Annotated in this window: 20 protein-coding genes; 13 read left to right on the top strand and 7 right to left on the bottom strand. The window is 61.4% G+C overall.

Annotation, left to right across the window (positions count from 1 at the left end):
• Nucleotides 1-74 precede the first annotated feature (74 nt).
• The 3 genes from recA to HJB89_RS28780 all read left to right on the top strand — a co-directional run bounded on the left by recA (nt 75) and on the right by HJB89_RS28780 (nt 5,210).
• On the top strand, nt 75-1,163 hold the full coding sequence (recA, locus tag HJB89_RS28790) for a recombinase RecA (RefSeq protein WP_207580652.1): 1,089 nt from the start codon (nt 75-77) through the stop codon (nt 1,161-1,163).
• 165 nt (nt 1,164-1,328) lie between these two features.
• A complete protein-coding gene (alaS, locus tag HJB89_RS28785; RefSeq protein WP_221150856.1) occupies nt 1,329-3,983 on the top strand; it encodes an alanine--tRNA ligase in 2,655 nt (884 codons plus the stop codon).
• A 423-nt stretch (nt 3,984-4,406) separates the two neighbouring features.
• Entirely contained in the window at nt 4,407-5,210 is an 804-nt protein-coding gene (locus tag HJB89_RS28780; protein WP_221150855.1) for a GyrI-like domain-containing protein, read from the top strand.
• Between the two features lie 46 nt (nt 5,211-5,256).
• Here the strand turns inward: HJB89_RS28780 and HJB89_RS28775 are convergent, their stop codons facing one another.
• The 3 genes from HJB89_RS28775 to HJB89_RS28765 form a co-directional block, all read right to left on the bottom strand.
• Nucleotides 5,257-5,883, bottom strand: a complete 627-nt coding sequence (locus tag HJB89_RS28775; RefSeq protein WP_221133108.1) for a glutathione S-transferase family protein — start codon at nt 5,881-5,883, stop codon at nt 5,257-5,259.
• A 68-nt stretch (nt 5,884-5,951) separates the two neighbouring features.
• Nucleotides 5,952-6,398, bottom strand: coding sequence for a GNAT family N-acetyltransferase (locus HJB89_RS28770; protein ID WP_207580647.1), 447 nt, complete (start codon nt 6,396-6,398; stop codon nt 5,952-5,954).
• 71 nt (nt 6,399-6,469) lie between these two features.
• A complete protein-coding gene (locus HJB89_RS28765) occupies nt 6,470-7,681 on the bottom strand; it encodes an NADP-dependent isocitrate dehydrogenase (RefSeq protein WP_207580646.1) in 1,212 nt (403 codons plus the stop codon).
• A 297-nt stretch (nt 7,682-7,978) separates the two neighbouring features.
• Between HJB89_RS28765 and HJB89_RS28760 the strand changes: the two genes are divergently transcribed.
• The 10 genes from HJB89_RS28760 to HJB89_RS28715 all read left to right on the top strand — a co-directional run bounded on the left by HJB89_RS28760 (nt 7,979) and on the right by HJB89_RS28715 (nt 18,567).
• Entirely contained in the window at nt 7,979-8,506 is a 528-nt protein-coding gene (locus HJB89_RS28760) for a hypothetical protein (protein ID WP_207580645.1), read from the top strand.
• 150 nt (nt 8,507-8,656) lie between these two features.
• Nucleotides 8,657-10,696, top strand: a complete 2,040-nt coding sequence (locus HJB89_RS28755; RefSeq protein WP_221150854.1) for an FUSC family protein — start codon at nt 8,657-8,659, stop codon at nt 10,694-10,696.
• A 4-nt stretch (nt 10,697-10,700) separates the two neighbouring features.
• Complete coding sequence (locus HJB89_RS28750) at nt 10,701-11,531, top strand: RNA methyltransferase (protein ID WP_221150853.1); 831 nt, start codon at nt 10,701-10,703, stop codon at nt 11,529-11,531.
• The gene (gene murI / locus HJB89_RS28745; RefSeq protein WP_207580642.1) at nt 11,512-12,312 is read left to right on the top strand and encodes a glutamate racemase; all 801 of its coding nucleotides are present in this window, start codon (nt 11,512-11,514) and stop codon (nt 12,310-12,312) included. Before HJB89_RS28750 ends, murI begins: the two co-directional genes overlap by 20 nt.
• A gap of 128 nt (nt 12,313-12,440) precedes the next feature.
• Nucleotides 12,441-13,952, top strand: a complete 1,512-nt coding sequence (locus HJB89_RS28740; RefSeq protein ID WP_221150852.1) for an ATP-binding protein — start codon at nt 12,441-12,443, stop codon at nt 13,950-13,952.
• Between the two features lie 224 nt (nt 13,953-14,176).
• Nucleotides 14,177-14,794, top strand: a complete 618-nt coding sequence (gene rpsD / locus HJB89_RS28735; protein ID WP_007629312.1) for a 30S ribosomal protein S4 — start codon at nt 14,177-14,179, stop codon at nt 14,792-14,794.
• A gap of 72 nt (nt 14,795-14,866) precedes the next feature.
• On the top strand, nt 14,867-15,796 hold the full coding sequence (locus HJB89_RS28730) for a glutaminase (protein WP_207580640.1): 930 nt from the start codon (nt 14,867-14,869) through the stop codon (nt 15,794-15,796).
• A 57-nt stretch (nt 15,797-15,853) separates the two neighbouring features.
• Nucleotides 15,854-16,756: a tRNA 2-thiocytidine(32) synthetase TtcA gene (gene ttcA / locus HJB89_RS28725; RefSeq protein ID WP_221150851.1), complete on the top strand. Its 903-nt coding sequence runs from the start codon at nt 15,854-15,856 to the stop codon at nt 16,754-16,756.
• A 117-nt stretch (nt 16,757-16,873) separates the two neighbouring features.
• Nucleotides 16,874-17,701, top strand: coding sequence for an inositol monophosphatase family protein (locus tag HJB89_RS28720; RefSeq protein WP_221133112.1), 828 nt, complete (start codon nt 16,874-16,876; stop codon nt 17,699-17,701).
• Nucleotides 17,702-17,742: 41 nt separating this feature from the next.
• Nucleotides 17,743-18,567 carry an inositol monophosphatase family protein gene (locus HJB89_RS28715; RefSeq protein ID WP_221150850.1) on the top strand — a complete coding sequence of 275 codons (825 nt, stop codon included), beginning with the start codon at nt 17,743-17,745 and terminating at the stop codon, nt 18,565-18,567.
• 44 nt (nt 18,568-18,611) lie between these two features.
• Here HJB89_RS28715 and HJB89_RS28710 read toward each other — a convergent pair whose 3' ends face one another.
• The 4 genes from HJB89_RS28710 to grxD all read right to left on the bottom strand — a co-directional run bounded on the left by HJB89_RS28710 (nt 18,612) and on the right by grxD (nt 22,069).
• Entirely contained in the window at nt 18,612-19,034 is a 423-nt protein-coding gene (locus tag HJB89_RS28710; RefSeq protein WP_221133130.1) for a GNAT family N-acetyltransferase, read from the bottom strand.
• Nucleotides 19,035-19,073: 39 nt separating this feature from the next.
• A complete protein-coding gene (locus HJB89_RS28705; RefSeq protein ID WP_207580635.1) occupies nt 19,074-20,354 on the bottom strand; it encodes a multidrug effflux MFS transporter in 1,281 nt (426 codons plus the stop codon).
• Between the two features lie 35 nt (nt 20,355-20,389).
• Nucleotides 20,390-21,595 (bottom strand): multidrug effflux MFS transporter, encoded by a 1,206-nt coding sequence (locus HJB89_RS28700; protein WP_207584316.1) that lies wholly within the window; start codon nt 21,593-21,595, stop codon nt 20,390-20,392.
• 138 nt (nt 21,596-21,733) lie between these two features.
• Entirely contained in the window at nt 21,734-22,069 is a 336-nt protein-coding gene (gene grxD, locus HJB89_RS28695) for a Grx4 family monothiol glutaredoxin (RefSeq protein ID WP_207580634.1), read from the bottom strand.
• Nucleotides 22,070-22,071: the final 2 nt, after the last annotated feature.

The raw sequence follows: 22,071 nt of genomic DNA, 5'->3' as shown, positions 1-22,071 counted from the left end.
ATTGCGAGAATGGAACAAACAGGGTACAAACTCAACATTGCTTGGGCGGCTTCAATAACCTAAAGGTGGATCGGATGTCTCAGAATTCATTGCGGCTGGTAGAGGACAAATCGGTGGACAAAAGCAAGGCGCTTGAAGCGGCACTCTCACAGATAGAGCGGTCGTTCGGCAAGGGCTCGATCATGAAACTCGGCTCCAACGAGAATGTTGTCGAGATCGAGACGATCTCGACCGGCTCGCTTGGCCTCGATATTGCACTTGGCGTCGGTGGTCTGCCGAGGGGCCGCATCATCGAAATTTACGGGCCGGAAAGCTCGGGTAAGACAACGCTTGCACTGCAGACCATTGCCGAAGCGCAGAAGAAGGGCGGCATCTGCGCCTTCGTCGATGCCGAACATGCGCTCGATCCCGTCTATGCCCGCAAGCTTGGCGTCGATCTGCAGAACCTTCTGATCTCGCAGCCCGATACCGGTGAGCAGGCGCTCGAAATCACCGATACGCTGGTGCGCTCCGGCGCCGTCGACGTTCTTGTCATCGACTCGGTCGCTGCACTGACGCCGCGCGCCGAAATCGAAGGCGAGATGGGCGACAGCCTACCCGGCCTGCAGGCGCGCCTGATGAGCCAGGCGCTGCGCAAGCTCACCGCTTCGATTTCCAAGTCGAACACCATGGTGATCTTCATCAACCAGATCCGCATGAAGATCGGCGTCATGTTCGGTTCGCCGGAAACGACGACCGGCGGCAATGCGCTGAAGTTCTATGCCTCCGTGCGCCTCGACATCCGCCGCATCGGCGCGGTCAAGGAGCGCGAAGAGGTGATCGGCAACCAGACCCGCGTGAAGGTCGTCAAGAACAAGATGGCGCCGCCCTTCAAGCAGGTCGAGTTCGACATCATGTATGGCGAGGGCGTTTCCAAGACCGGCGAATTGGTCGATCTCGGTGTCAAGGCCGGCATCGTCGAGAAGTCGGGTGCCTGGTTCTCCTATAACAGCCAGCGTCTCGGCCAAGGCCGCGAAAACGCCAAGACCTTCCTGCGCGACAATCCGGATCTCGCTCGCGAAATCGAGCTGTCGCTGCGCCAGAATGCCGGCCTGATCGCCGACCGCTTCCTGCAGAACGGCGGACCGGATCCCGATGACAGTGATGCTGCCGCGGAGATGTGATCTCGCGATCAGTTTTTCTGCCAGTCCTTTAGAAAATCCAAACCGGCTGCATTCCCTGATCAGAATGCGGCCGGTTTTGTTTGTCTGCTGGACAGTGGCGGAGGCGAACGTTAAAAGCCGATGGATTTAGATTTACCTGCCTCGGGCAGCATTGAAGGGCATAGCATGAGCGGTGTGAACGATATCCGGTCGACATTCCTCGACTATTTCAAGAAGAACGGTCATGAGATCGTCTCGTCGAGCCCGCTCGTGCCGCGCAACGACCCGACGCTGATGTTCACCAATGCCGGTATGGTGCAGTTCAAGAACGTCTTCACCGGCCTTGAGAAGCGCCCTTATTCGACTGCGACAACGTCGCAGAAATGCGTGCGCGCCGGCGGCAAGCATAACGACCTCGACAATGTTGGTTATACGGCCCGGCACCTGACCTTTTTCGAAATGCTCGGCAACTTCTCGTTTGGCGACTATTTCAAAGAGAATGCGATCGAGCTTGCCTGGAAGCTCGTCACCGAAGGTTTCGATCTGCCGAAACATCGCCTGCTGGTGACTGTCTATTCCGAAGACGAAGAAGCTGCGACGCTGTGGAAGAAGATTGCCGGATTCTCCGACGACAAGATCATCCGCATCCCCACCTCTGACAATTTCTGGCAGATGGGCGATACCGGCCCCTGCGGCCCCTGCTCGGAAATCTTCATTGACCAAGGCGAGAACGTCTGGGGAGGCCCTCCCGGTTCGCCGGAAGAAGATGGCGACCGGTTCCTGGAATTCTGGAACCTCGTTTTCATGCAGTTCGAGCAGACGGAGCCTGGCGTTCGCAACCCGCTGCCGCGTCCGTCGATCGATACCGGCTTGGGTCTGGAGCGCATGGCCTGCATTCTGCAGGGCGTCCAGAGCGTCTTTGACACGGACCTGTTCCGCACGCTGATCGGCACTATCGAAGAGACGATGGGCGTCAAGGCGGAGGGGAGCGCCAGCCATCGCGTCATCGCCGACCACTTGCGCTCCTCGGCTTTCCTGATCGCCGATGGCGTGCTGCCGTCGAATGAAGGTCGCGGCTATGTGCTTCGCCGCATCATGCGCCGCGCCATGCGCCATGCCGAACTGCTCGGTGCCCGCGAGCCTCTGATGTACAAGCTGCTGCCGACGCTGGTGCAGGAGATGGGCCGCGCTTATCCGGAACTGGTGCGTGCCGAAGCGCTGATCTCGGAGACGCTGAAACTCGAAGAAGGCCGTTTCCGCAAGACGCTGGAGCGTGGCCTGTCGTTGCTGTCGGATGCGACCACCGATCTCGGCAAGGGCGACATGCTGGATGGCGAGACCGCCTTCAGGCTCTACGACACCTACGGCTTCCCGCTCGACCTGACGCAGGATGCGCTGCGCGCTCGCGAGATCGGCGTCGATATCTCCGGCTTCACCGATGCCATGCAACGCCAGAAGGCCGAAGCCCGCTCGCACTGGGCCGGTTCCGGCGAGAAGGCAACCGAAACCATCTGGTTCGAGCTCAGGGAAAAGCACGGCGCAAGCGAATTCCTGGGTTACGATACCGAAACCGCTGAAGGTGTGGTGCAGGCGATCGTCAAGGACGGCGCCGTCGCTGAAGAAGCCAAGGCCGGCGATAAGGTGCAGATCGTCGTCAGCCAGACGCCGTTCTATGGCGAATCCGGTGGTCAGATGGGCGATACCGGCGTCATCTCGTCCGACCACGGCAAGATCGAGATATCAGACACGCAGAAGAGGGGCGAAGGCCTCTTCGTGCATTTCGGTGCCGTCGTCGAAGGTGCATTCAAGACCGGCGACGCGGTTGTTCTGACCGTCGATCACGCCCGACGCTCGCGGCTGCGTGCCAACCACTCGGCAACGCATCTGCTGCATGAGGCGCTGCGCGAGGTGCTCGGTACCCATGTGGCGCAGAAGGGTTCGCTGGTCGCGCCTGAGCGTCTGCGTTTCGACGTTTCGCATCCGAAGCCGATGTCGGCCGAAGAGCTGAAGATCGTCGAGGATATGGCAAACGAAATCGTGCTGCAGAATTCGCCTGTTACAACCCGGCTGATGAGCGTCGACGATGCAATCGCCGAAGGCGCGATGGCGCTGTTCGGCGAAAAATACGGCGACGAGGTGCGCGTCGTGGCGATGGGCGAGGGTATGCGTGGCGCCAAGGCCGGCAGATCCTATTCGATCGAACTCTGCGGCGGCACCCATGTCGGGGCGACCGGCCAGATCGGCCTGATCCGCGTTCTCGGCGAAAGTGCCGTCGGCGCCGGCGTTCGCCGCATCGAGGCCGTCACCGGCGAATCGGCGCGCGAATATCTGGCCGAACAGGACGAACGCGTGAAGGCGCTTGCCACTTCGCTCAAGGTACAGCCGGCCGAAGTTCTGTCGCGCGTCGAAGCGTTGATGGACGAGCGCCGCAAGCTGGAGAAAGAACTGGCTGATGCCAAGCGCAAGCTCGCCATGGGCGGCGGGCAGGGCGGCTCGGTCGATGCCGTGCGCGAAGTCGCCGGCGTCAAGTTCCTCGGAAAGGCGATTTCAGGCGTCGATCCCAAGGATTTGAAGGGACTTGCCGATGACGGCAAGACCAGCATCGGCTCCGGCGTCGTCACCCTGATCGGCGTGTCCGACGATGGCAAGGCGAGCGCCGTCGTCGCGGTGACGCCGGATCTCGTCGATCGTTTCAGTGCTGTCGATCTGGTGCGCGTCGCCTCGGCGGCCCTCGGCGGCAAGGGCGGCGGCGGCCGTCCTGATATGGCGCAGGCCGGCGGCCCCGACGGGTCGAAGGCCGACGAAGCGATCGAGGCAGTGGCTTTGGCACTCGCCGGGTGAGCTGCCGGTTCATTCCTGAGTTTCGAAGAGGCGGAAGCTCGGCTTCCGCCTTAGTTTTTGCTGGTAGACTTGTTCTTCATTCGGCGTTCCTCCGACGCTCCATTCCTGTGCTAGTCGCAGGAATCCAGCGCGCCAAAGTCCTTGGGCGCGGGAGATTCTCTTCGATGTCGCATAGGTTCTTTCACCGCGCAGACGCGCGGTGGCTGGATTCCTGGGACGGGCACAGAATTGTGAGGAGGGACGCGGCGTAGCCGGCATATCAACATAGACAGTGGCTCTGTTGCCGGTTTCTCAATGCGCCTGCGCTTCCTGTCGTCCAAAACTCGTCAGAGTTTTTTGCGAACTTGGCCCCGTCATTCCTCACCCCTCGATATATCCATAAATTCAACCTGCCCCCGGCCACCGAACGCCACTGAAAGAATAATGGGATCTGCCGAAAGCGGTTTCTTAACCTCGCACCCAATAAAGAAGCGCCTTGCCGAGATCGCCTGCATGTCGAGCTATCACTGGCACAGGATCTACCGGGCGATTTACGGTGAGACGCTGGCGGCAACCGTCAAGCGGCTCAGGCTGCATCGCGCGGCGGGCGAGATCGTCCGCACGGAGCTTGCGGTCAGCGAAATTGCGAAGCGATCAGGCTATCCCAATCTCCAATCTTTCAACCGCATCTTCAAGTCGGTCTACGGCATGCCGCCGGCCCGTTACCGGAAAGAGGGAAGCCACACAGCCTTCCAACCCTCACCTAAGGGAAAGACCAAAGCCATGTTCGACATTACCATACGCGAGATCGCACCAACCGAACTGATCGGCGTCGCCCATACCGGCTCTTATATGGAGATCGGCAAGGCCTTCGAGACATTGTTCGGCACGCTTTACGCCCGCGGGCTTGCCAAGCCCGACATGCGGATGATCGGCGTCTATCTCGACGATCCCGACGTTGTGCCGCTTGAAAAGCTGCGCTCGATCGCCTGCGTCGCCGGCGCTGCCGAAGTGCCGGTCAATGCGCCTTTCGAGCGGCGTACGATCGACGGCGGCGATTATGCCGTGCTGCGCCACAAGGGTCCCTATGCCGACATGCCCAAGTCCTATCAGTGGCTCTTTGCCGAATGGCTGCCGAATTCCGGTCGACAGTTGAAGGACAGGGTGATGTTCGAGGAATATCTCAACAATCCGCGCGACGTGCCGCCGACCGAGCTTCTGACGGATATTCACATGCCGCTTGCCTGAAGGCTGGCATCCCGGCGCGGCCATCGGAGAGCCGCGCCGGTAACGATCAGGCGGCCTGCATCGTCTTGCCGGCCTCATCATCAAGGGCATTGGCACGCTTATAGGCCTCACGCTCACTGATGCGGCCGAAATAATCGACGAAGGCCTGTCGCTTCTCGATGGAGCCGAAGCCAAGGCCCCAGCCGATATGCGAGCCGACATAGACGTCGGCGGCGGTGAAGCGCTCGCCGGCAACATAGGTCGAACCGGAGACGGCCATTTCGAGCGTGTTCATGACGTCGCCGAAACCGCCGCAGCCGGCCATGCGCAGGCGCTCCGTCGGAATTTCGAAGCCGAGAGCCTTCATCGTCACCGCCGATTCGAGCGGACCGGCGGCAAAGAACATCCAGCGGTAATAGCGGGCGCGCTCCTCCGGCCTCGGCGCCAGCGCCTTTTCCGGGAAGGTCTCAGCGAGATAGGCGCAGATCGCCGCACATTCGGTAACGACGGTCTCGCCGTGGCGGATCGCCGGCACCTTGCCCATCGGATTGACCGAGAGATATTCGGGGGCTTTCATGGTCCCACCGAAGGTCAGCAGTTCGGTGCGATAAGGCTGACCGATCTCCTCCAGCATCCAGCGCGCGATACGGCCGCGCGACATCGGGTTCGTATAGAATACCAATTCCTCAGTCATGAGATCCTCCTCCTGTTGCGTCGCTCGGAATCAATAGCGCTGCGAGGTCTTTGTGCAACCCCCGATCTTCAGAGAGCCTTGCGGTACTGGATGAAACCCGAGCGTTCGGCGATCTTGTCGTAGAGCCGCCGCGCCGTTGCGTTCGTTTCATGCGTCATCCAATAGAGCCTGCCTGCGCCGTTTTTGCGGGCAAGATCGGCGACCGCATCGATCAGCGCGGCGCCGGTGCCGAGCCCGCGTTGGCTATTTTCGACATAGAGATCTTGCAGGTAGCAGGTCCATTGCGGCAGCCAGCAGGAGCGGTGAAAGATGGCATGGGCGATGCCGACGAGGTGACCGTCTTCATCGAAGGCGCCGAGCGCGTGCATCGGTTCGTCAGGGTCGTGGAAGCGGGCCCAGGTGAGATCCGTGGTTTCGGGCGGGATGGCTACGTCATAGAAGCGCTGATAGGCCTCCCATAAGGGTTGCCAAGCGGCATGGTCAGATGGTTCGAGCGGGCGCAGGGTCGCCGTCATCAGCTGTTCTCCCAAATGAAAAACGGCGGAGAAAATCCCCGCCGTTTCAATATTATCGCGAAAGGGCTGACTTACGCCATGGCCTTCTGCAGGTTCTGGTCGATCTTGTCGAGGAAGGCGGTGGTCGACAGCCACGGCTGGTCGGGGCCGATCAGCAGCGCCAGATCCTTGGTCATGAAACCGGATTCGACGGTGTCGACGCAGACCTTTTCGAGCGTTGCGGCAAAGCGGGCAAGCTCGGCATTGTCGTCGAGCTTGGCGCGATGGGCGAGGCCGCGGGTCCAGGCGAAGATCGAGGCGATCGAGTTCGTCGAGGTTTCCTGGCCCTTCTGGTGCTGGCGATAGTGGCGGGTGACCGTGCCGTGAGCGGCTTCGGCTTCGACCGTCTTGCCGTCGGGCGTCAGCAGGACCGAGGTCATCAGGCCGAGCGAACCGAAGCCCTGGGCAACGGTGTCGGACTGGACGTCGCCGTCATAGTTCTTGCAGGCCCAGACGTAGCCGCCCGACCACTTGAGCGCCGAGGCGACCATGTCGTCGATCAGGCGGTGTTCGTAGGTGATGCCGGCGTCCTTGAACTGATCCTTGAATTCGGTTTCGTAGACTTCTTCGAAGATGTCCTTGAAGCGGCCGTCATAGGCCTTGAGGATGGTGTTCTTGGTCGACAGGTAGACCGGCCATTTGCGCATCAGGCCGTACATCATCGAGGCACGGGCGAATTCGCGGATCGATTCGTCGAGGTTGTACATGGCCATGGCGACGCCGGAGCCCGGCGCATTGAAGACTTCCTTCTCGATGACGGTGCCGTCCTCGCCGACGAATTTGATCGTCAGCTTGCCCTTGCCGGGAAACTTGAAATCGGTGGCGCGGTACTGGTCGCCGAAGGCGTGGCGGCCGACGACGATCGGCTTGGTCCAGCCGGGAACTAGACGCGGCACGTTTTTGCAGATGATCGGCTCGCGGAAGATAACCCCGCCGAGGATGTTGCGGATCGTGCCATTCGGGCTCTTCCACATTTCCTTGAGGTTGAATTCCTTGACGCGTGCTTCGTCCGGCGTGATCGTGGCGCACTTGATGCCGACGCCGTATTTCTTGATGGCGTTGGCGGCATCGACCGTCACCTGGTCGTTGGTGGCGTCGCGGTTTTCAACGGAGAGGTCGAAATAATCGATGTCGAGGTCGAGATACGGATGGATCAGCTTGTCCTTGATAAGCTGCCAGATGATGCGCGTCATTTCATCTCCGTCGAGATCGGCGACGGGATTGGCGACCTTGATCTTGTTCATGTATCTGCCTCGTTCGAGCTTGAAGGGGGACGGGGTCCCAGGTGGGTGACGTGATGAGGAGCGCTATAGCATTGTGAACCTGGAACGCAAAGCTGCAACGGGTTTCACAATGCGTTTTTGCCGGCATTGCCAAGCGCTCGAATCCGGCTAGAACAGGATGATTTTGGCCCGTCGGCCTAAACTCTGAATCCTGTTCTACATTAGAAGTCAGAGCATGATGTCGTCCGAAAACCGTTCACACTTTTCGGCATCATGCACTAGTGTCCGCCTTGATTTGCCCGTCCGGAACATTCGACCATGAAGACGCTCGCCATTGTTATCGCAAACCTTATCGCCCTTTCAGGTGCCGCCCATGCGGCCGATGCCACCGCTCCGGTGAAGGAGATCATGGATGCGACCGGGAGCAACTGGGCCGACAACAACAATGATTGGACCGACATCTTCGATGCGAGCCGGCTCGATCATCTCTACAGCAAGGACTTCGTCGCGCGATACAATGCGGCCGCGCAGTTTCCGGCCGTCGATGACGACGGCATATCGCCGTTCAACTACGACGTCATCGTCAACGGCCAGGATGCATGCCCGCTGGAGGATATGACCACAGCGGCGGCACCGCCGGTTGACGGCACGACCGAGGTGACGGTGCGCTTCAAGAAGTCTGCCTGCTCGGGCGCGCCCGATGCCAAGGACTATACGACCGTTCGTTTCGAGGTGGTCGAGGAGGCTGGCCAAGCGGTAATCGACGATATCGTCACCGAGAATATCGAAACGCAGGCCCGTGATTCCCTGAAGGCGACGATGGCGCTGATTGCCAAAGGCCAGTAGGCGCGCGACATTCGATTGATGTCGGGCGATTGATGTCGGGCGATCTATAATGGGAATTCGATCCCGGGCGATTGTTCCGATCGGTTCTCCGATGGTTTGATTTGCGCTCTATCGGCGGTATCTGTCGATCCTTCCGTGGCATGGGGGCTCTTGCATTTGTTTTCCGGGTTTCAGTTCCGCGACTGGGTGCTTGCCAACGATCCGGCGCTTTCGCGCCTGCGCATGGCATCGCGGGTGACGCTGACGATCGTCCTTTCGTTTTTGATCCTGCTTGCCATCAGGGCTCTCATCCTGCCGCTGCCGACCGCGGCTTTCGGCCTCGGGATCGTACTGTCGATCGAAGGCGGGATCGCCGTTCGCGACAAGGGCAATGCGCGCCAGCTGGTGACGAGGCTCTTCGGTTGTGTGGTAAGCCTAGCCGTTGTCGGTATTGCGGCCGGGCTCGAGGATCGCCGTTTTCTCTCCGATCTCGTCTTCCTGGTGGTGATCGCGCTTGCATCTGCGGGTCGCGTGTTCGGGCCGCGCGGTTTTGCGATCGGCATGTTCGCCTTCACCTCCTATTTCATGGGCGCCTATTTCCGGCCTTCGCTAGTCGATCTGCCGGCGGTGGCGATCGGTCCCGTCGTTGCGGTGCTGGTCGGCCATCTGGTGAGGGCGGTGCTGCTGCCCGACGACTGGCGGCGCGACCTGCTGCGCTCGCTCGAAAGCGTGCGCGGCCGGATCAACCAGATTCTCTTCAAACTCGCCGCCCTTGCCGGGAGTGCAGAGATTGGCGAAGCCGATCGGCAGGAACTGCGCCAGCTGGAAGACCGGCTGAAGGAGGTGGTGCTGATGGCGGAGACCTTCATCCCGCGCCCGCCGGCAGGCGTCTTCGACGGTGCCGCCGACCCCGCCGCCGAACTGGCGATCCGGCTCTTCGATGCGCATCTTGCCGCCGAGAGCGCGATCGTGCTGAGCTTCCAGAGCCCACCGCCATTCGCGCTCATTCACGCCGTGATCGAGGCCGACAAATCGGAACTTCTAAGATTTGAGGGAATGGCCGAAACGATCAGGGACCAGCCGCAAGGCGAAACGGTGAGGGCGCTTCTCTGGCTCGGCGAGGCGCGGCAGCAACTGACGCAGGCGATCGACGAGGGACAGGCCCGCGGTTTTTCCGGCATCGATACGGTCAGCGACACGGCGCAATCCCAGCCGATCGATTTTTCATTCGCCAACCCGCTGCTGCGCTTGGCGCTGCAGATTACGGTCGCCTCGGCAATCGCCATGAGCTTCGGCCTGCTCTTGTCGCGCGAACGCTGGTTCTGGGCGGTGCTTGCTTCCTTCCTCGTTTTCACCAACACCAATTCGCGCGGCGATACGGCGATGAGGGCATTGTCGCGCTCCCTCGGTACCGTGTTCGGGATCGCGATCGGCCTTGTGCTGGCAACGCTGCTTTCAGGCGAGTCTGATATCGCCATTCCGGTTGCTGTCGTCTGTATCTTCCTCGCCTTCTATTTCCTGCAGGTTTCCTACGCGACGATGACCTTCTTCATCTCGATCGTGCTCTGCCTGGTCTACGGCATGACCGGTGTGCTGACGCTCGATCTATTGAAGCTGCGCATCGGCGAGACCATGATCGGCGCGGCGGCCGGAACGGCGGTCGCCTTCCTCGTCTTCCCCACGCGCACACGCGGCGCACTCGATGCCGCACTCGCCCGCTGGTTCCAAGCGCTGCGTGAGCTGCTTGGCGCGATCGGCGAGGGTAAGAGCGGCTTCGAGCTGATCGCTCTGTCGCAGAAGATCGATGCCTGCTACCGGGATGTGACCGTGACAGCACGGCCGCTCGGCTCGTCCTGGTCGGTGGTGACCCGGCCGGGCCAGATCCGCCAGACACTGGCGATCTTCCTGTCCTGCACCTACTGGGCGCGCATCCTGGCGAAGAGCTGCGACGCGCCGGCAGCTGACGACACTCTGAAGAGCGTAATCGCGGCGGAGCTGGCGATGATCGATACGGTAGCCCCGCGTGGTTCGAACTGTTTTCTGATCAAGCGCAAGATATTGCGAACGACAGGCCGGCATCTGCCGCTGTCGCGCGCGGGTGCCAGGCTGGGGCTTGAAATGATCGGTTCGGCGTTGGAAAGGCTCTATCCGCAGGCCGACGTCTTGCCGTTTGCGCCGGGCGAGGCTATTGCGCGCTCGAAACAGGGATAGGACCATGGCAGGCACGAACAGCGAGCGTCAACTTCTGGCCGAAGGGCCGGCCATCATTCTGGTCGAGCCGCAGATGGGTGAGAATATCGGCATGGTGGCGCGCGCCATGGCGAATTTCGGTCTTGCCGAACTGCGTCTCGTCAATCCGCGCGACGGCTGGCCGAACGAGAAGGCGCAAGCGACCGCTTCCAAGGCCGATCATGTGATCGCGGCGACCAAGGTCTACGACACGCTGGAGCAGGCGGTCGCCGACCTCAACTTCGTCTATGCGACGACGGCGCGTGAGCGCGACGGCTTCAAGCCGGTCCGCTCGCCGGTCACCGCTGCCGAAACACTGCGGGCGAGGTTCCGGGCGGGCGAGGGCACCGGCATCCTCTTTGGGCGCGAGCGCTGGGGGCTGACCAACGAGGAAGTGGCGCTTGCCGACGAGATCGTCACCTTTCCCGTCAACCCGGCCTTTGCCTCGTTGAACATCGCCCAGGCGGTGCTGCTGATGTCCTATGAATGGATGAAATCCGGTATGGGCGATATCGGTGCCGTGCCCTTCCAGGCGATGGGACAGACGCCTTCGACCAAGGAGCAGCTCTTTGGCCTGTTCGACCAGCTGGAAGAGGCGCTTGATGCCCGGGGATATTTCCATCCTGCCGGGAAAAAGCCGAAAATGATCGACAATCTGCGTGCAGTCCTATCTCGCCGGGCTTTCACGGAGCAGGAAATCAGCGTGTTGCGCGGCGTCATCTCCTCCCTCGACCGTTTTTCGCGCAAGAGCCCGCGCGGCGGCCGGTTCCCGATAGCGGCCAAGGAAACACCGCCTGATGACGGCACCGACGCATGAGCTGAAACCGATCCTCGTCTTCGATTCCGGCATCGGGGGACTGACCGTCCTGCGGGAGGCACGCGTGCTGATGCCGGAACGCGGCTTCATCTATGTCGCCGACGATGCCGGCTTTCCCTATGGCGGCTGGGAGGAACAGGCGCTGAAGGAACGGGTTGTCGGGCTTTTCGGCAAGCTGTTGACGGATCACGATCCCGAGGTCTGCATCATTGCGTGTAATACGGCCTTCACGCTGGTCGGCGCCGATCTGCGCGCCGCCTATCCTCAGATGACCTTCATCGGCACCGTGCCGGCGATCAAGCCGGCGGCGGAGCGTACGCGCTCGGGCCTGGTCTCGGTGCTTGCGACGCCGGGCACGGTGAAGCGGGCCTATACGCGCGATCTCATCCAGTCCTTCGCGCAGCAATGCCACGTCCGCCTCGTCGGCTCAGAGAACCTGGCGCGGATGGCAGAAGCCTATATTCGCGGCGACGCCGTCTCCGACGAGGCCGTGCTTGCCGAAATCGACCAATGCTTCGTCGAGAAGGACGGTCACAAGACCGATATCGTCGTGCTTGCCTGCACGCATTATCCATTCATGGCCAATCTGTTCCGGCGGCTTGCGCCGTGGCCGGTCGACTGGCTCGATCCGGCCGAGGCGATCGCGCGCCGCGCCCGCACGCTGGTGCCGCTGATCGCCGATGCCGTACATCCCGACAATTTCGACTTCGCCGTCTTCACCTCCGGCCAACAGGATTTTGCGACGCGGCGGCTAATGCAGGGTTTTGGGTTGAGGGCGTGAGGGGAATTGTCTTGTGGGTTGGCGAAATCTGGCCCTGAAAATAAGCGCATTCTTTGATAGACGGGGCGCAGCCGTTTCGGAAGAATGGTGTTTCGTTCATGTGAGTCTCTTCGTCGCGAGGATCAGCATTGCAGGTTGGCATCGATATGGGATTGGCGTCCGGCAGCCCGGCGACGCTCGATATCGAGGAGCTGCTGGCGACCCGTCTGTTGGTGCAGGGCAATTCCGGATCGGGCAAGTCGCATCTGTTGCGCCGCCTGCTCGAACAATCGGCGCAATGGGTGCAGCAGGTCATCATCGATCCTGAGGGTGATTTCGTCACGCTCAGCGACAGGTTCGGCCATGTCGTCGTCGATGGCGAGCGCACCGAGGCGGAATTGGCCGGCATTGCTAACCGCATCCGCCAGCATCGCGTTTCCTGCGTGTTGACGCTCGAAGGTCTCGACATCGAACAGCAGATGCGGGCGGCCGCAGCCTTTCTCAACGGCATGTTCGATGCCGATCGCGAATACTGGTATCCGGTTCTCGTCGTCGTCGACGAGGCGCAGATGTTTGCACCGTCGGTCGGCGGCGACGTCTCGGAAGATGCGCGCAAAATGTCGCTCGGGGCAATGACCAACCTGATGTGCCGCGGCCGCAAGCGCGGGCTTGCCGGCGTCATCGCGACACAGCGGCTTGCCAAGCTCGCCAAGAACGTCGCAGCCGAAGCCTCGAACTTTCTGATGGGCCGCACCTTTCTCGATATTGATATGGCGCGCGCCGCCGACCTGCTCGGCATGGACCGGCGCCAGGCCGAGATGTTCCGGGACCTGAAGCGCGGCAATTTCGTTGCGCTTGGACCGGCGCTTTCCCGCCGGCCGCTGCCGATCCAGATCGGCGCGGTGGAAACCTCGGCGCGCTCTTCCAGCCCGAAGCTGATGCCGCTGCCGGATGCGCCCCAGGATGTCGAGGATCTGATCTTCACGCCCGATCCGGAGGAGTTTCTCCGTCCGCCGGTGCGCCGCGCCCCGCCGGCGCCGCGGCCAACGACCGACATTCTCGCTGAACTCTCTCGCTCGACGCCGGCGGCATCCGCAGCGCCGGCCGAGGCGAGGGCGAGCCAAATAGAGGTCTCCGCCGAGGAGCGGGAGGAGCGCCTTGCCGGCGTGCTTGCCGAAATACTCGACGATTCCACCTCTGCCTTCCGCACCGATTCGGTGCTCTACCAGGATTTTCTCGTCCGGCTGCGGATGCGCCGCGTGCCGGGACCGCCGATCGCGCTGCCGGATTTCCGTCGGCGTGTGGCAATCTCGCGCTCCGGCGTCGATGCGGAAACGGCAGCGAGCGATGCCTGGGCAACGGCGCTGTCGCTGTCAACTAATGTCACCGACGACCTGCAGGGCGTTTTCCTGATGCTCGCCAAGGCGGCCGTCCGCGGCGAGCCGTGCCCGTCGGACGCGCGCATCGCCCGCGCCTACGGTACCCATTCCGCCCGCCGCGCCCGCCGCCTGCTCGGCTATTTCGAGGAGCAGGGCAGCATTGTCGTGCACACGGATTTTTCCGGCAGGCGTATTGTCGCGTTCCCGGATATGAACTGCCAGACGGCGCCGGGCGACGCCAACGCGCCCGATACAGGCGATCAGCCGCTGGCGGCGGAATAGTGGCGCTTTCGGGCTTTGCCGCTGTTGACAATTTCATGACGGCCCTCTAAAGACCGCCCCAAGCACCGGGCAGCAATGTCCGGTGTTTCATTTGACATGTCCCGTGGATCGTTCCTGTTCGCTAACCGGAACATCCTGTCAGATCTCGCAAGAGTTCAGAGGAGGGCGTGTTTCCTTCGCGCGGTTTGGCAACAAACCGACAGAAACCTTTGAAAGGAAATGCGATGAGCAAGCGCGAATCGTCCAAGTACAAAATCGACCGCCGTATGGGCGAAAACATCTGGGGCCGTCCTAAGTCCCCGGTGAACCGCCGCGAATACGGCCCGGGCCAGCACGGCCAGCGCCGCAAGGGCAAGCTTTCGGACTTCGGTGTGCAGCTGCGCGCCAAGCAGAAGCTCAAGGGCTACTACGGTGACCTGCGCGAGAAGCAGTTCCGCGCGATCTTCGCCGAAGCCGACCGCCGCAAGGGCGATACCTCGGAAAACCTGATCGGCCTGTTGGAATCGCGTCTCGACGCGATCGTCTATCGCGCCAAGTTCGTTCCGACGGTGTTTGCTGCCCGTCAGTTCGTCAACCATGGCCACGTCACCGTCAACGGTGTGCGCGTCAACATCGGTTCCTACCGCTGCAAGGCCGGCGACGTCATCGAAGTTCGCGAAAAGTCAAAGCAGATGGTGACGGTTCTGGAAGCCGTCAGCCTCGCCGAGCGCGACGTTCCTGATTATATCGAGGCCGATCACCACAAGATGGTCGCCACCTTCGGCCGTGTCCCGACGCTCAGCGACGTTCCGTTCCCGGTCATCATGGAACCGCAACTGGTCGTCGAATTTTATTCGCGTTAATCAAAACCAGGCGTTTTCGCATATGGAAAAGCCGCTCCTTCGGGCGGCTTTTTTGTTATCTGGAGAGAAGCGATGGCGGATTTGCAGGCGACCCTCGATAGTATCTATAGCGATATCCTGCCGCGCATCGGCGAGGGCAAGGTCGCCGACTATATTCCGGAGCTTGCCAAGGTCGATCCGAGGCAGTTCGGCATGGCGATCGTCACCGTCGACGGCAAGGTCTATCGCGTCGGCGACGCCGATACCGCCTTCTCGATCCAGAGCATATCGAAGGTCTTCATGCTGACGCTGGCGCTCGGCAAGGTCGGTGAGGGGCTCTGGAAGCGCGTCGGGCGCGAACCTTCCGGATCGGCTTTCAACTCGATCGTCCAGCTCGAGCACGAGGGCGGCATCCCGCGCAATCCCTTCATCAATGCCGGCGCGATCGCCGTCAGCGACGTCGTCATGGCCGGCCATGCGCCGCGCGAGGCAATCGGCGAGTTGCTGCGCTTCGTGCGTTATCTCGCCGATGACGAGTCGATCAGCATCGACGACAGGGTGGCCCGCTCGGAAACGCAGACGGGGTATCGCAATGTCGCGCTTGCCAACTTCATGCGCGCCTACCGCAATCTCGACCATCCCGTCGACCATGTGCTCGGCGTCTATTTCCATCAATGCGCCCTGTCGATGAGCTGCGAGCAGCTGGCCCGCGCCGGCCTGTTCCTGGCGGCGCGCGGCAGCAATCCGGTGACCGGCCACTCGGTGGTCTCGCCGAAGCGGGCACGGCGTATCAATGCGCTGATGCTGACCTGCGGCCATTACGATGGCTCTGGCGACTTTGCCTATCATGTCGGCCTGCCCGGAAAGAGCGGCGTCGGCGGCGGCATCTTCGCGGTGGCGCCGGGCATTGCCTCGATCGCGGTCTGGTCGCCGGGGCTAAACAAGGTCGGCAATTCGCAGCTCGGCGCCGTGGCGCTGGAAATGCTCGCGGCGCGCACCGGCTGGTCGGTTTTCGGCGATTGACGCTGTGTTACCGAACTCGTTTCTGCTAAGGCAGACAGATCTCGATAGGACGACGCAATGAATATCGCAGCCAATATTGCGGATGATCTGGAAAGCGGCGAAGCCGACGGCGGCGTCGGCCATGCGCTTTTTGCCGATGCGCCGCGCTCGGTCTCCTTCAACAAGCTGCGCAAGCGGCTGCTCAGGCAGGTGCGCCAGGCCTTCGACGATTTCGATATGCTGAATGGGCAGAGACGCTGGCTGGTCGGCCTTTCCGGCGGCAAGGACTCCTACGGTCTGCTGGCGCTACTGCTTGATCTCAAGTGGCGCGGCCTGCTGCCGGTCGAGCTCATTGCCTGCAATCTCGACCAGGGGCAGCCGAACTTTCCAAAACATGTATTGCCGGATTATCTGACCAAAATCGGCGTGCGGCATCGGATCGAGTATCGGGATACCTATTCGATCGTGAAGGAGAAGGTGCCGGAAGGGGCGACCTATTGCTCGCTCTGTTCGCGGCTGCGCCGCGGCAATCTTTATCGCGTCGCGCGCGAAGAGGGCTGCGACGCATTGGTGCTCGGCCACCATCGCGAGGACATTCTCGAAACCTTCTTCATGAACTTCTTCCACGGTGGACGGCTTGCCTCTATGCCGGCGAAGCTTCTGAACGATGAAGGCGATCTGATGGTGCTTCGGCCGCTCGCCTATGCCGCCGAGGACGACCTCGCGAAATTTGCCGCCGCCATGCAGTTTCCGATCATTCCCTGCGATCTCTGCGGTTCGCAGGACGGGCTGCAGCGCAATGCGATGAAGGATATGCTCGCCGATATCGAGCGGCGCATGCCGGGGCGTAAGGATACGATGCTGCGGGCGCTTTCATATGTGAACCCGTCGCACCTGCTCGATCCAAAACTCTTCGACTTTTCCGCCCTTACAGCGTCGCGCGTCTTTTCAGACGCGCAAGGGGACGCTGTAACACTTTGAATTGCTGCATAATTCCTTAAATCGGTTCCGATTTGAGGAATTATGAAGTGGTGTCACCGATCCTTTATGAACGGCCGGCTATGCAGACTGGCTATTGGATGAAGTACAGGATTTCGCATGACCATTTCAGATCAGGATATTCTCTTTCTCGGCGATTGTGTCAGGGAGGCTGCGCGTGCAGAAATCATGCCGCGTTTCCGCAATCTCGGTGCTGACGATGTTTCGGAAAAGACCTCGGCAACCGATCTGGTGACGCAGGCGGACCTGCTTGCCGAACACAGGATTACCGCGGCGCTGAAAGAGCGCTTTCCCGCAGCGCTCATCGTCGGTGAGGAAGCCTATGACGCTGACCGGTCCGTCGTGCCGGCACTTGCCGATGCCGAACTTGCCTTCGTTATCGACCCTGTCGACGGCACCTTTAATTTCGCCGCCGGGCTTCCGGTGTTCGGGACGATGCTGGCGGTCACCGTAAAGGGTGAGACGGTCGCCGGCATCATTCATGATCCCGTTCTCGGCGACACCGTGACGGCGATCAAGGGCGCCGGCACCTTCCTGACGCGGCAGGATGGCCAATCGAGCAGACTGAGGGTGGCTGAGTCTGCCGCCTTGAACCAGATGGTCGGCGGCATCTCGTGGGGCCATATGGACGACCCGGATCGCTCGCGCATCTCCGCCAACATGGCAAAGATCAGGATGACCTTCGCCTTCAACTGCTCGGCCTACGAATATTGGATGGTCGCCTCCGGCAAGCTGCATTTCATCGGCCATGCAAAGCTGATGCCCTGGGATCACCTGGCCGGCGTGCTTGCGCATCAGGAGGCCGGCGGCCATACGGCGAAATTCGACGGCACGCCCTATCGCCCCGGCGAGACGACAGGCGGCATCATTTCTGCACCCGATAAGGACAGCTGGCAGCTGATCCGGCGCGAGATCATCGGCAACTGATCTAAGGCCCTTCCTAAAAAGCCGGACCGAAAGGATTTGACATGACTGTGACTGTCGACGTGACCGTTCTTGCCGACCTGCTGCGCCGTGCGGCGAAAGCAGAAATCCTGCCGCGCTTCCGCCGGCTCCGTCAGGATGAGGTGCGCGCCAAGAGCGAGGCGACCGATCTCGTCACCGAGGCCGACGAGCAGGCCGAGCGGATGATCAAGTCGGAAGCCGCACAGCTCTGGCCGGACGCGCTGTTCGTCGGCGAGGAATCGGTCGCGGCCGACCCGGCGCTGCTCGGCAGGCTTGCCGATGCTGATCTGGCGATCGTCGTCGATCCGGTCGACGGCACGTTCAATTTCGCCTCCGGCATCCCGGCCTTCGGCGTCATGGCCGCGGTCATATCAGGCGGCGAGACCATTGCCGGCATCATCTACGATCCGATGGGCGACGACTGGGTGATGGCGGAAAAGGGCGGCGGCGCCTGGCTGCGCCGACCGGATGGCGAGGCGCAGCGGCTGCGCGTGGCCGAGCCTGTCGCGCTGGAGCAGATGGTCGGCATGGCCTCGACCGGTTACCTGCCGCAGGAGAAGCGGGCCGAGGTGCTCGGCAATCTCGCCAAGGTGCGCTTCCTCACCAATTACCGCTGTGCCGCTCACGAATACCGCACCTTTGCCGGCGGCCATGTGCATTACCTGATGTACAACAAGCTGATGCCCTGGGATCACCTGGCCGGCACGCTGATCTCGCAGGAGGCAGGTGCCCATGCGGCGCGTCTCGACGGCTCGCCCTACCTGCCGCATCATCTTGACGGTGGGCTGCTGATTGGCCCTGACAAGGCCTCGTGGGAGGTGCTGCGGCGTGAGGTGTTCACCGTCTGAAGGCATGAAATGTCCGCTGCGGCATTCGTTCTACTTGCCGAAAATTATCCATAGAGCTTCTCCATGAGGAAGTTCTCCAGGCTTTGGCCGCGTTTCGCGACGATCTGCTTTGTAACCACCCAGAAGCCTTTGCGCTCGAAGAACGGTCTGGCCGTTCGGCTGGCTTCGGTGTAGATTCGGCCAAAGCCGAGCCCCTGAAAGTCGGGGTGCACGAACATCATGTCCAGGCAGCCGTCGCCAGTCAGATCCGAAAATCCTGCCGGCTTTCCGTCAAATTCCGCGATCCAGGCAGGCCTGCTGATCCTTCGCTCCGCCCATCGGCTGCAGTCTTCCACCTTTGCCCAGGCCTCGATCTCAGCCGGTGAATAGTCCTTCGACGAGACTTCTCGAATGGCGCGCAGGAAAATGTCAATTGTAGCGTCCACGTCGCCTGGCGTGTAGGGCCTGATCAGAATTCGGTCGTTCACTGGGATGCCTTCGCGCACTGCCGCCAATCGTTTTCGGTGTCAGAAGTGGGCAGCACCTGGATCCAGCTGCGGGCTATCTCCAGGATGCGTGAAGAGTTTGCCGTTCTCCGCCCAGAGCGTGGCCGCGATCGTGACTGCGCCAAAGAGCGCGAAGCCGCCGAAGAGCGGTTGCACCGTGCCGTTGAACATCTGGCCGACCAGGCCGCCGAGGATGGCGCCTGCTGTCGTCGAGACGAAGCCAGTGATCGCGGTGGCGGTGCCGGCGAGATTGCCCATCGGCTCGAGGCTGATGGCGGTGAAATTGGTGGCGATCACGGCAAACATCATCAGCACGATAGTAAAGATGCCGTAGGCGATGGCGAAATCCGGCTTGCCGGCCAGCGAATAGAAGAAGCCTGCGGCCGAGAGCGCCGTGAAGATCAGCAGGGCGGCGTGCGAGATGCGGCGCATGCCGAATTTGCGGACGAAGAATCCGTTGGCGAAATTGGCCACAGCGATGCCGCCGGCGGTCGCGGCAAAAGCAATTGGCAGCCAGTCGCCAAGGCCATAAACCTCGCCGAACACCTGCTGCACCGAGATCACGTAAGCGCTGATGACGCCGGTAAACATGGTGAGACCGATCATGTAGCCGCAGGTGATGCGGTTGGTGAGCACGGTCTTGAAGCCGTCGACGACAGAGCCAACCGACAGCGGCAACCGCTCTTCCGGCGGCAGCGATTCTTTCAGCCGCAGAAAAGCCCAGACGAACAGGATCATGGCGATGATGCCGAGCAGGATGAAGATCCAGTGCCAATTGGCGTAGAGGATGATGAGTTGGCCGACGGATGGGGCAACGATCGGCACGATCATGAAGACGATCATCACATAGGACATGACACGGGCCATCTCGCGGCCGCCGAAGCAGTCGCGCACCATGGCCATGGTGGTGATGCGCACGGCCGCACCGCCGATACCCTGGACGAAACGCATGATGAGCAGCATTTCGAAGCTGCCTGTCGCTGCGGCGGCCAGCATTCCGAAGACGTAGCAAACCAGGCCGCCGAGCAGGATGTTTCGGCGGCCGAACGTATCCGAAAGGCTGCCGAAGAATATCTGCGAGACGCCGAAGCCCAGGAAGAACACGCCGATGATCAGCTGCGCGTCGTTGGGATTGGTGACGCCGAGGGAATGGCCGATATTGGGCAATGCCGGCAGCATGCTGTCGATCGCCATGGCGACGCTGGCGGTCATGAGGGCGATGGTGACCACGAATTCGCCAAAGCCCATCCCGATGCGGCGGGAGCCCTGGTTTTCCTGGTGCGGCTTATGCGGCAGCGTCATGTGGTGAAATCCCGGATGCGGAGGAGGCCGGCCGTTCAGACGGCCGGGTTCTGCTGTTGGAAGAGGCGGCCCTTCTCGGCGATCAGCACGAAGACGAGGCCGATGATCGACACGAAAAAGTAACCCGCGACCATCGGCAATGCGGTGCCGTCGAAGGCCTGACCGATGCCGGCACCGATCAGGGCGCCGCCGACCGTGCTCATGAAACCGAGCACGGAGGAGGCGGTGCCGGCGACGTGGCCGAGCGGCTCCATGGCGAGCGAATTGAAGTTCGAGCCGATCCAGCCGAACTGGAACATGGCAAGGCCGAAGAAGGAGATGAACAGAGCAAAGGGCATCGGCTCGGAACTCACCATCTGGACGATCAGCCAGATGGTGTTGATGGCGATGAAGCCGATGAGCGAGCCGTGCGACAGGCGGCGCATGCCGAGTTTGCCGACGAAGCGCGAATTGAAGAAGGACGACAGCGACATGAAGATCGCCACGCCGGCGAAGGCGAAGGGGAAATAGACGCCGAGATCGTAAATGCCGACATAGACTTGCTGGGCGGAATTGATGAAGCCGAACAGCGCGCCGAAGATGAAGGTGCTGGCGATGGTGTAGCAAAGCGCCGTGCGATTGGTCAGCACCAGCTTGAAGGCGCCGAAGATCGAGCGGGCGGTGAAGGGGCGGACATTGGTGGGGTGCAGGGTTTCCGGCAGACGGAGATAGGCCCAGACGGCGATACCAGTCGCCATGGCGGCGATGAAGAGGAAGATCAGATGCCAGTTGCCGAAGAACATGACGATCTGGCCGGTGCCGGGCGCAATCACCGGCACGATCATGAAGACCATCATGATCAGCGACATGACTTCGGCCATCTGCCGGCCGCCATAGATATCGCGGACAATGGAGACTGTGATGACGCGGGTTGCCGCCGAACCGACGCCCTGGACAAAGCGCAGGGCGAGCAAGCCGGCGAAGGTGGGGACGAAGACGATACTGATGGCGGAGAGAATGTAGATGACGAGACCGATCAAGAGCGGCGTACGGCGGCCGAAACGGTCAGACAGCGGCCCGTAGAACAGCTGGGCACAGCCGAAACCGAGCAGATAGGTGGAGACGACGAATTGGCGATGATTTTCGCTCTCGACGCCGAGGCTCGCGCCGATCTGCTGCAAGGCCGGCAGCATGATATCGATCGCCAGAGAGTTGACGGCCATCAGGAAGGCGGCGAGCGCGATAAATTCTCGCTTGCCCATGGGCAGGCGGCCCGCGGACACGGCTTGTGATGAATCTGTCACAATGAAATTCCCATAAACAGGCTAAGGCGCTGCTAGCCGCAGCGCCTCGGACTCAAGATTACAGATTTGGAAACCGGGCGGACGCCCGGTGACCGATCAGGCGGCGCCGCGCACGGTGATGCCGTTTTCCTGGAGATGCTGCTGCAACTCACCGGCCTGGAACATTTCCCGGACGATGTCACAGCCGCCGACGAACTCACCCTTTATGTAAAGCTGCGGGATCGTCGGCCAGTTGGAATATTCCTTGATACCTTGGCGGATCTCCGAATCGGCGAGCACGTTGACGCCTTTGTAGTCGACGCCGATGTAATCGAGCATCTGCACGACCTGCCCGGAGAAACCGCACTGCGGAAACTGCGGCGTGCCCTTCATGAAGAGGACGACGTCGTTGCTCTTGATTTCGTTGGCGATGAATTCGTTAATGCCGCTCATAG

The sequence above is a fragment of the Rhizobium sp. NZLR8 genome (genome assembly GCF_019685025.1).
GTDB lineage: Bacteria > Pseudomonadota > Alphaproteobacteria > Rhizobiales > Rhizobiaceae > Rhizobium.
Note: the sequence above shows the minus strand (reverse complement) of the source record. Positions and strands in the feature narration are given on the sequence as shown.